Source organism: Mesorhizobium sp. M7A.F.Ca.CA.001.08.2.1 (assembly GCF_003998455.1).
GTDB classification, from domain to species: domain Bacteria; phylum Pseudomonadota; class Alphaproteobacteria; order Rhizobiales; family Rhizobiaceae; genus Mesorhizobium; species Mesorhizobium ciceri.
Genome location: NZ_RZPW01000193.1, coordinates 1 through 9,013 on the forward strand (window position 1 = coordinate 1; position 9,013 = coordinate 9,013).

Here is a 9,013-nt window from a genome sequence, read left to right on the forward strand (position 1 = left end):
ATCATCGGTGCCGGACAGGCTGGCCCTCCGCTGGCCGGGCGGCTGACGGCCGCCGGCATGAGCGTCGCGCTGATCGAGCGCAAGCTGGTCGGCGGCACCTGCGTCAACACCGGCTGCATGCCGACCAAGACCATGGTCGCCAGCGCCTATGCCGCGCATCTGGCGCGCCGCGCCGCCGACTACGGCGTGACGCTCAGTGGCCCCGTCGGCGTCGACTACGCCATGATCAAGGCGCGCAAGGACAAGGTGACGATCGACGCCCGCACCAATCTTGAGACCTGGATTGCCGGCATGGACAAGTGCACCCTCTATCGCGGCCATGCGCGTTTCGAATCCGCCAACACGGTGCGCGTCGGCGACGATCTTTTGACCGCCGAAAAGATCTTCCTCAACACCGGCGGCCGCGCCTCGGTGCCCGACCTTCCCGGCATCCACGACATCGACTATCTGACCAACTCGTCGATGATGGATCTCGACGTGCTGCCGCGCCATCTCGTCGTCGTCGGCGGCAGCTACATCTCGCTCGAATTCGCTCAGATGTTCCGCCGCTTCGGCGCGGAAGTCACCGTCGTCGAGAAGAGCCCGCGCCTGACCGGCCGCGAGGACGAGGATGTCTCCGCCGCCATCCTGTCGATCCTCGAAAACGAAGGCATCGCGGTCCATGTCGGCGCCGACGACATTGCCTTCGCCAGACAGGGTGACGACATCGCCGTGACCTTCTCCGCCGGCAAGCCACCGGCGGTCGGCTCGCATGTGCTGCTGGCGCTGGGGCGCACGCCCAACACCGACGATCTCGGCCTGGAAAGGGCCGGCGTCGAGGTCGACAAGCGCGGTTTTGTCACCGTCGACGACCAGCTGCGCACCAGCGTGCCCGGCATCTGGGCGATGGGCGACTGCAACGGCAGGGGCGCCTTCACCCACACCTCCTACAACGACTACGAGATCGTCGCCGCCAATTTGCTCGACAACGATCCGCGGAGGGTCAGCGACCGGATCGAAGCCTATGCGCTCTACATCGACCCGCCGCTTGGCCGCTGCGGCATGACCGAGGCCGCAGTGAAGAAATCCGGCCGTCGCGCGCTGGTCGGCCAGCGGCCGATGACCCGCGTCGGCCGCGCTATCGAAAACGGCGAGACGCAGGGTTTCATGAAAATCCTGGTCGATGCCGACACCAGGGAGATCCTCGGCTGCTCGGTGCTCGGCCCCGGCGGCGACGAGGCTATCCATTGTGTGCTCGACCTGATGTACGCCAAGGCGCCCGTCGACACGCTGGCGCGTGCCGTGCACATCCATCCCAATGTTTCGGAGTTGCTGCCCACCATTGCCCAGGAGCTGAAGCCGCTGGCGTGACAGCCCGTTGAAGACCCATTTTAAAGCTCTTCCTTTTCTGCATCGCTGCAATGCAGCAATGCAGCTTGCGCACGGTGGCGTGCTTCGCGCAGTCTGGAATTGAACCGATTCAGTCTGGACGCACCATGCCCTTGCCGATCCTTGCGCTTGCCATTGCGTCCTTCTGCATCGGCACCACCGAATTCGTCATCATGGGCTTGCTGCCTGAGGTCGCCGCCGACCTCGGCGTGTCGATCCCCGCGGCGGGCCTGCTGGTTACCGGATATGCGCTGGGCGTCGTCTTCGGCGCCCCGATCGTCGCCATGGCCACTGCGCATTTGCCGCGCAAGCCGGTGCTGGTCGGGCTGGCCGTGCTGTTCGTCGTCGGCAATCTGTTTTGCGCCATCTCGCCCAACTACTGGACGCTGATGGCCGCGCGCGTCTTCACCGCTTTCGGCCACGGCGCCTTCTTCGGCATCGGCTCGGTCGTTGCCGCCAGCCTGGTGCCGCGCAACAAGCGCGCCAGCGCTATCGCGCTGATGTTCGCCGGGCTGACGCTGTCCAACATCCTGGGTGTTCCCGCCGGAACCGCACTTGGCGAAGCGTTCGGCTGGCGCTCCACCTTCGTTGCCGTGGTCGGTATCGGCCTGATCTCGGTGGCAGCGATCGCCTGGTTGGTGCCGTCCGATGTCGCCGAGCCAAGCGGTGGCGGCCTGCGCGGCGAGCTGCGCGTGCTGGGCAAGCTGCAGGTCTGGCTGGCCATGCTGATCGCGGCGCTGACCTCCGCAAGCCTGTTCACCGTCTTCACCTACATCAAACCCTACCTCACCGAGGTATCGGGCTTGTCGACCTCGGCAGTCACGTGGGTTCTGCTGCTGTTCGGCGCGGGCATGACCATCGGCAACATCATCGGCGGCAGACTGGCCGACTGGAAACTGATGCCGACAGTGATCGGCACCCTGCTGCTGATGGCCCTGCTTTTCGTTGGATTCAGGCAGTTCGGCGCAATCGCCAGCGTTGCCATCGGCATCGTCTTCCTGTGGGGCCTGCTCATCTTCGTCGTCGTGCCGCCGTTGCAGATCCGGGTCGTCGAGGCGGCCTCCGAGGGACCGAACCTTGCCGCCACGCTGAACCAGGGCGCCTTCAATATCGGCAATGCCAGCGGCGCCTGGATAGGCGGCGTGGCCCTGTCCGCCGGTGTTTCCTATGCCAATTTGCCGCTGGTCGGCGCAGCACTCGCTGTTTTGGCGGTCACCGTCGCTGTGCTGTCGCAGGCGCTGGACCGGCGCGCGCCGGTCATCCCGCTTCCGGCTGAATAGTCTCTTGCGCCCATAGCGCGGCAGGCTGGACCAATCGACATCGGCGCCTTCAAATCGCATGTCTCTCGCTCCTGATGGAGGAAGTCATGCAGAAATCGATCGAACGCATCGCCGGGGAAAGCGAAGGGGTTTCCTACGAATTCCCGCTGTTCCGCTTCACTGGTTCCGACAAGGCTGCTCCTTCGGCCTATCTGCAGGCGGCACTCCATGCCGGCGAGTTGCCGGGTGTCGTCGCCATCGACGCGCTGATGCCGATGCTTGCCAGGGCGGAGGCCGAAGGCCGCATCAAGGGCAACCTCACCATCGTGCCCTGGGCCAACCCGATCGGCCGGGCGCAATATCATTTCGGCGAGCATCAGGGCCGCTTCCATCTCGGCACGCGCACCAATTTCAACCGCGGCTTTCCGCTGCTAACGGCGCCCGACACAGCGCTCTTGCCCGACATTACCCTTGGCAGCGTCGACCAGCGGCTGAAGACGCGGCTGGTGCAGCTCTCGCTCGGCCACGACATCGTGCTCGACCTGCACTGCGATGACGAGGGCCTCGCCTATCTCTACGTCCACACCAGCCTGTGGCCTGCCATGGCCGATTGCGCCGCGGCCATGGGCGTCGACGCGGTCGTGCTGTGGAGCGAAGACACTGACGGCACCTTCGAGGGCGCCTCGATCATGCCCTATCAGAACGTCCCCGCCGATGTGGCCAAGCTCGACCGTCGCGTCGCCACCACCGTCGAATATCGCGGCATCCTCGATGTCGATGGTGCCTTGGCCGCCGCCGACGCCGACGGCCTCTACCGGCTGCTGGTGGCGCGCGGCGTGATCGCCGACAGCGCCCTGCCCGCGCCGGGTCCTTTCACCGGCTTCGTGGCGCCATTGGAAAACATCGACATGATGCCGGCGCCACGGGCCGGTGCCGTGCTCTACGACGTGAAGCCCGGCGACCGCGTCGCCAAGGGCGCGCGCCTCGCCACCATCGTCCATGCACCGGGTGAAGCCGATGGCCGCACCGAAGTGTTCGCACCGCAGGACGGCATCATCCTGACCCGCCGCTCGCGCCGCATCATCCGCGCCGGCGAAGATCTTCTGAAGCTGGTCGGCGACAGGAAGAGCACTGATGCCCGGTCGGGAACGCTGGAGGACTGACTTAGCCCGAAATAGCCAGTCGCGCCTTCGCCTCCAGCCATTCCGCCATCTGCCGGTAAGGCACCGGGCCGTGACTGATGCGGGCGACACCCAGTTCCGCCAGCCGCTGGCGCGGCGGCACATGCGCCAGCGCAATGATGTTGACCGGCAACGCAATTGCCTTGCAGAGCGTCTCGATCAGGCCTTCGTCGCCAAGGCCCGGCGCAAAGAAGCCGTGCGCGCCGGCTTTTTCGAAGGCCTGTGCGCGCTCGATGGCCTGGTCGAGCAGAACGTCATCATGCGCATCCGGTTTCGCCTTGAGGAAGATGTCGGTTCGAGCGTTGATGAACGCCGGTATGCCGGAAGCCTTGACGGCCGCCGCCGCGGCTTCGATGCGCTTTGCCTGCACGGAAATGTCATGCAGGCCGCTGCCACCGACAATCTGATCCTCGAAATTGAAACCGATAGCGCCGGCCCGCAGCGCCAACGTCACCGTGCGAGCGACGATTTCCGGGTCAACGCCGTAGCCGCCCTCGAGGTCCATGGTCACCGGCAGGTCGACCGACCCGACGATGCGCTTGATGTTGTCGAGCGCCAGTTCCAGCGGGATTTTCTCGCCATCGGCGTAGCCGAACGCGGCCGCGACCGGCCAGCTTCCGGTGGCGATCGCCTTGGCACCCGCTTTCTCGATGATCTTGGCCGAACCCGGATCCCAGGCATTGTAGAGGACGACCGGGTTGCCCTTGACGTGGAGGGAATGAAACGTCCGCGCGCGCTCGATCTGCTCGGTCATGGTTGTTTTCCCGTCTTCCTGCTGTTGGATGAGCACTCTAAGCGGCACTGTCGGCTCTGGCGATGTGCCATGAGCCTGAGAAGCGGCGGCCAACGAACAGACTTTCAAACCTGTTGCGCATCCCTCTTTTCGCAGCTATGGATTTCGCCATGAATATGCGTTCGATCAAGACCATTTGGTGGTGGGCCTGCTGACAGCGGCCTGTTCGAACACGTGCGCGTGAATAGAGAGGGTGGCCGCAACGGAAAGTCCGGGCGGCCATTTGTTTTTTCCAAGCCATTCCCGGGTCCGTTGCCCCAAGAAGCTGATGGAGACGGCAATGACGATGAAGGTTCTGGAAAACGGCGCGGAAAGTTTCGTGACCGCGGGTGGCATCACCATCACCCGCGCGCGCCACGACCGGCCGTATGCGGGCGCGATCGACGCTTACGTCGACGGCCTGAATTCGCGCCGCGGCGCGGTGTTTTCCTCCAACTATGAATATCCCGGCCGCTACACGCGCTGGGACACCGCCATCATCGACCCGCCTCTGGTTGTCTCCGCGCGCGGCCGCGCCATGCGTATCGAGGCGCTCAACGGCCGTGGCGAGGTGTTGTTGCCGGTCATCGGCAAGGCGCTGGATAGCCTGGCCGATATCACCATCGCCGAGACATCGAAAAGGCTCATCCGTCTCGACGTCGCCAAGCCCGGCCGTGTCTTCACGGAAGAAGAGCGCAGCCGTGTTCCTTCGGTGTTCACCGTACTGCGCGCCATCACCGCTCTGTTCAAGACCGAGGAAGACGCCAATCTTGGTCTCTACGGCGCTTTCGGCTACGACCTCGCCTTCCAGTTCGACCCGGTCGACTACAAGCTCGAACGCAAGCCAAGCCAGCGCGACCTGGTGCTGTTCCTGCCTGACGAGATCCTGGTCGTCGACCATTATTCGGCCAAGGCATGGACCGACCGCTACGACTATGCCGGCGAGGGTTTTTCGACCGAAGGGCTGCCGCGCGACGAAATCTCCGAGCCGTTCAAGAGCCCCGACCGCATCCCGCCGCGCGGCGACCATGAACCCGGCGAGTATGCCGACCTGGTGCGCAAGGCGATGGATTCGTTCAAGCGCGGCGACCTGTTCGAGGTCGTGCCGGGCCAGATGTTCTACGAGCGCTGCGAGACGCAGCCGTCCGAGATTTCGCGCAAGCTGAAGGCCATCAATCCGTCGCCCTATTCCTTCTTCATCAATCTGGGCGAAGGTGAATATCTGATCGGCGCCTCGCCGGAAATGTTCGTGCGCGTCAACGGCCGCCGCGTCGAGACCTGCCCGATCTCGGGCACCATCAAGCGCGGCGACGACGCAATTTCCGACTCAGAGCAGATCCTGAAACTGCTCAACTCGAAGAAAGATGAATCCGAGCTGACCATGTGCTCGGATGTCGACCGCAACGACAAGTCGCGGGTCTGCGAGCCGGGTTCGGTGCGCGTCATCGGCCGGCGCCAGATCGAGATGTATTCGCGCCTGATCCATACGGTCGACCACATCGAAGGCAGGCTGCGCGAAGGCATGGATGCCTTCGATGCCTTCCTGTCGCATGCCTGGGCGGTCACCGTCACCGGCGCGCCGAAGCTATGGGCCATGCGCTTTATCGAGCAGAACGAGAAGAGCCCGCGCGCCTGGTATGGCGGCGCGATCGGCATGGTCAATTTCAACGGCGACATGAACACCGGCCTGACGCTCCGCACCATCCGTATCAAGGACGGCATTGCCGAAGTGCGCGCCGGCGCCACATTGCTGTTCGACAGCATTCCCGAGGAAGAAGAAGCCGAAACCGAACTGAAGGCATCCGCCATGCTCTCCGCCATCCGCGACGCCAAGACAGGCAATTCCGCCAGCACCGAGCGCACCACCGCGCGCGTCGGCGACGGCGTCAACATCCTGCTGGTCGACCACGAGGACAGTTTCGTCCACACGCTGGCCAATTATTTTCGCCAGACCGGCGCCAACGTCTCGACCGTTCGCTCGCCGGTGCCTGAGGAAGTCTTCGACCGGCTGAAACCCGACCTCGTCGTGCTGTCGCCCGGCCCCGGCACGCCGAAGGACTTCGATTGCGCCGCAACCATCAAGAAGGCGCGCGCCCGCGAACTGCCGATCTTCGGCGTCTGCCTTGGCCTGCAGGCATTGGCCGAGGCCTATGGCGGCGAACTGCGGCAGCTGCACATACCGATGCACGGCAAGCCGTCGCGCATCCGCGTCTCCAAGCCCGGCATCATCTTCTCCGGCCTGCCCAAGGAAGTCACCGTCGGCCGCTACCACTCGATCTTTGCCGATCCGGTGCGGCTGCCCGACGATTTCATCGTCACGGCCGAGACCGAGGACGGCGTCATCATGGCCTTCGAGCACCGCAAGGAGCCGATCGCCGCAGTGCAATTCCACCCGGAATCGATCATGACGCTCGGGCACAATGCCGGCATGCGCATCATCGAGAACATCGTCGCCCACCTGCCGCGCAAGGCCAAGGAAAAGGCCGCCTGACGATCATGGCCGAAGCCGAGAACACGATGGCGATCGCGGCCAAGGCGGCCGCGAAGCGCAAGGTCGCGAACCTCGCCTTCTGGTCGATTATCGTCGCCTTTGTCGTGCTCGCGCTGAAAGCTGCCGCCTGGTACGTCACCGGCTCAGTCGCACTCTATTCGGACGCACTGGAATCGATCGTCAACGTCATCGCCTCGGTCGCCGCCTTCTGGGCGATCCAGATCAGCCACAAGCCGGCCGACCAGGATCATCCCTTCGGCCATCACAAGGCCGAGTATTTCTCGGCAGTGCTGGAAGGCGTGTTGATCGTGCTTGCCGCGCTATTGATCCTCAACGAGGTCTGGCGCTCCTGGCAGACTCCGTCACCCTTGGAACAGCCTTGGGAAGGTCTTGCGGTCAACGGCGTTGCCACGATTATCAACGCCTTCTGGGCCTGGACGCTGATCCGCGCCGGCAGGGCGGAGAAATCACCGGCACTGGTCGCCGACGGCAACCACATCATGACCGACGTGGTGACCTCGATCGGGGTCTTCGGCGGCCTGGTCGGGGCGATCCTGACCGGCTGGCAGATCCTCGACCCCGCACTTGCCGTCCTCGTGGCGCTGAACATCTTGTGGCAGGGCTGGCATGTCATCGGCTCGTCGATGAACGGGCTGATGGACCGCGCCGTCGACACCCAGGAGCACATGCGCATCCGCGACGTCATCTCGGCTAACTGCAAGGGCGCGCTTGAAGTGCACGACCTCAAGACGCGCATCGCCGGCCGCGCCACCTTCATCGAGTTTCATCTGGTCGTCGACGCAGACATGTCGGTCGGCGCCAGCCATGTCATCTGCGACCGCATCGAGGACGCGCTGAAGGCCGAAATCCCCTCGGTGCGCGTCACCATCCACGTCGAGCCCGACGACGAGGCCAAGCTGCCCAAGGGCACGACGGCCGTGCCGTTCGCATGAGGCGGTTCACCAGGTCTCGATTGAGAGATCTTTGATCCGCTCGAATTCCCGGACATTACGGGTCATCAGCGTAAGGTTCCGAGCGCGCGCTTGCCCACCGATCAACGCATCGTAGGGACCGATCGGAGTTCCTAACGTCGCAAGCGTTGCCCGAATCTCCCCAGCATGTCTTGCGTCTTCTCGGTCGAATTCGAGCACCGGGAACTGCAGAGCTTCGATGCGCGCCAAATTTTCAGCCCTTCGCTGGCTCTTTTCAGCACCATAGTGCAGTTCGTGCGCGACGATCGCAGAGAGGGCAAAGTCCTGCGGCCTGTGCCGTTTTAGCAGCGCCAACAGACCCGCGTCGCCCTTGATGACCGCGATGACGGCATTGGTGTCGAGCAGGTAGATCACTTGAAAACGTCATCCAAGGCAGGTCGATCCTGCCCGTCTTGACGTTCGAGCGCCGCCTCGGCGAAATCGTTATCAAGCGGTCCGATCACTTGGTCTAGCCACGCCCAGTCCTGCGCAAGCGGTTCCAGAATGACGGTTTGCCCGTGACGGCGGATCGAAACCTCATCTGTTTCGAAACGGAACTCCTTGGGCAGACGCACAGCTTGTGACCGGCCCGACCAGAACACTTTCGCCTTGTCCATCACGCTATCCTCAAATGAGATATAGCAAAGATATATCCCTTCATGGCGACGTAGACAAGTCCGAGCTCAGGGCGAGCAGGCCGATTGCGGCATTGGCTTCAGCCGATAGACCTTGTCGTCGGATTTCGTCTTTCCGGCGTCCGCCTTCGAACACAGGTCGACGATTGCAAGCGCGCTGTTTGGGTTGGCCAGCATCATCGTGCCGTTGGCGCCACGCTTGAGGAAAATCTCCTTCTGCGCGATGTCCCAGGAGAAATCGCTCATCTTCGTGCTGGCCGCGCAGCGCCACTGGTCGGCTTCGCCCTGGCAGGAATAGGTCTGCGTCACCTTGGCCGATTTCTGCCGTGTGGTGAC

At 63.8% G+C, this 9,013-nt stretch carries 8 protein-coding genes and 1 pseudogene; 5 read left to right on the plus strand and 4 right to left on the minus strand.

All coding sequences use genetic code 11. The features are described 5' to 3' along the window. The 3 genes from EN914_RS13845 to EN914_RS13855 form a co-directional block, all read left to right on the plus strand. Positions 1-1,350: FAD-containing oxidoreductase (locus tag EN914_RS13845; protein WP_127389126.1), on the plus strand; the 1,350-nt coding region annotated here is incomplete at its 5' end. A gap of 125 nt (positions 1,351-1,475) precedes the next feature. Then, positions 1,476-2,648 carry an MFS transporter gene (locus EN914_RS13850; protein ID WP_024504527.1) on the plus strand — a complete coding sequence of 391 codons (1,173 nt, stop codon included), beginning with the start codon at positions 1,476-1,478 and terminating at the stop codon, positions 2,646-2,648. 86 nt (positions 2,649-2,734) lie between these two features. Continuing rightward, on the plus strand, positions 2,735-3,790 hold the full coding sequence (locus EN914_RS13855; protein ID WP_024504526.1) for a succinylglutamate desuccinylase/aspartoacylase family protein: 1,056 nt from the start codon (positions 2,735-2,737) through the stop codon (positions 3,788-3,790). Position 3,791: 1 nt separating this feature from the next. Here EN914_RS13855 and EN914_RS13860 read toward each other — a convergent pair whose 3' ends face one another. Next, positions 3,792-4,562: an isocitrate lyase/phosphoenolpyruvate mutase family protein gene (locus tag EN914_RS13860; RefSeq protein ID WP_024504525.1), complete on the minus strand. Its 771-nt coding sequence runs from the start codon at positions 4,560-4,562 to the stop codon at positions 3,792-3,794. Positions 4,563-4,881: 319 nt separating this feature from the next. On the opposite strand from EN914_RS13860, the gene EN914_RS13865 reads away from it, so the two are divergent. Both EN914_RS13865 and EN914_RS13870 read left to right on the plus strand, forming a co-directional pair. Beyond that, complete coding sequence (locus EN914_RS13865) at positions 4,882-7,071, plus strand: anthranilate synthase (protein WP_024504524.1); 2,190 nt, start codon at positions 4,882-4,884, stop codon at positions 7,069-7,071. Between the two features lie 5 nt (positions 7,072-7,076). Then, positions 7,077-8,024: a cation diffusion facilitator family transporter gene (locus tag EN914_RS13870; protein WP_013529938.1), complete on the plus strand. Its 948-nt coding sequence runs from the start codon at positions 7,077-7,079 to the stop codon at positions 8,022-8,024. Between the two features lie 6 nt (positions 8,025-8,030). On the opposite strand, the gene EN914_RS13875 is transcribed toward EN914_RS13870, so the two are convergent. The 3 genes and pseudogenes from EN914_RS13875 to EN914_RS13885 all read right to left on the minus strand — a co-directional run. Further along, the gene (locus EN914_RS13875; RefSeq protein WP_024504523.1) at positions 8,031-8,417 is read right to left on the minus strand and encodes a type II toxin-antitoxin system VapC family toxin; all 387 of its coding nucleotides are present in this window, start codon (positions 8,415-8,417) and stop codon (positions 8,031-8,033) included. Beyond that, positions 8,414-8,659 carry an antitoxin gene (locus EN914_RS13880; protein WP_023760667.1) on the minus strand — a complete coding sequence of 82 codons (246 nt, stop codon included), beginning with the start codon at positions 8,657-8,659 and terminating at the stop codon, positions 8,414-8,416. Before EN914_RS13880 ends, EN914_RS13875 begins: the two co-directional genes overlap by 4 nt. A 66-nt stretch (positions 8,660-8,725) precedes the next feature. Continuing rightward, positions 8,726-9,013 (minus strand): annotated as a pseudogene (locus EN914_RS13885) (hypothetical protein); the annotation flags it as partial.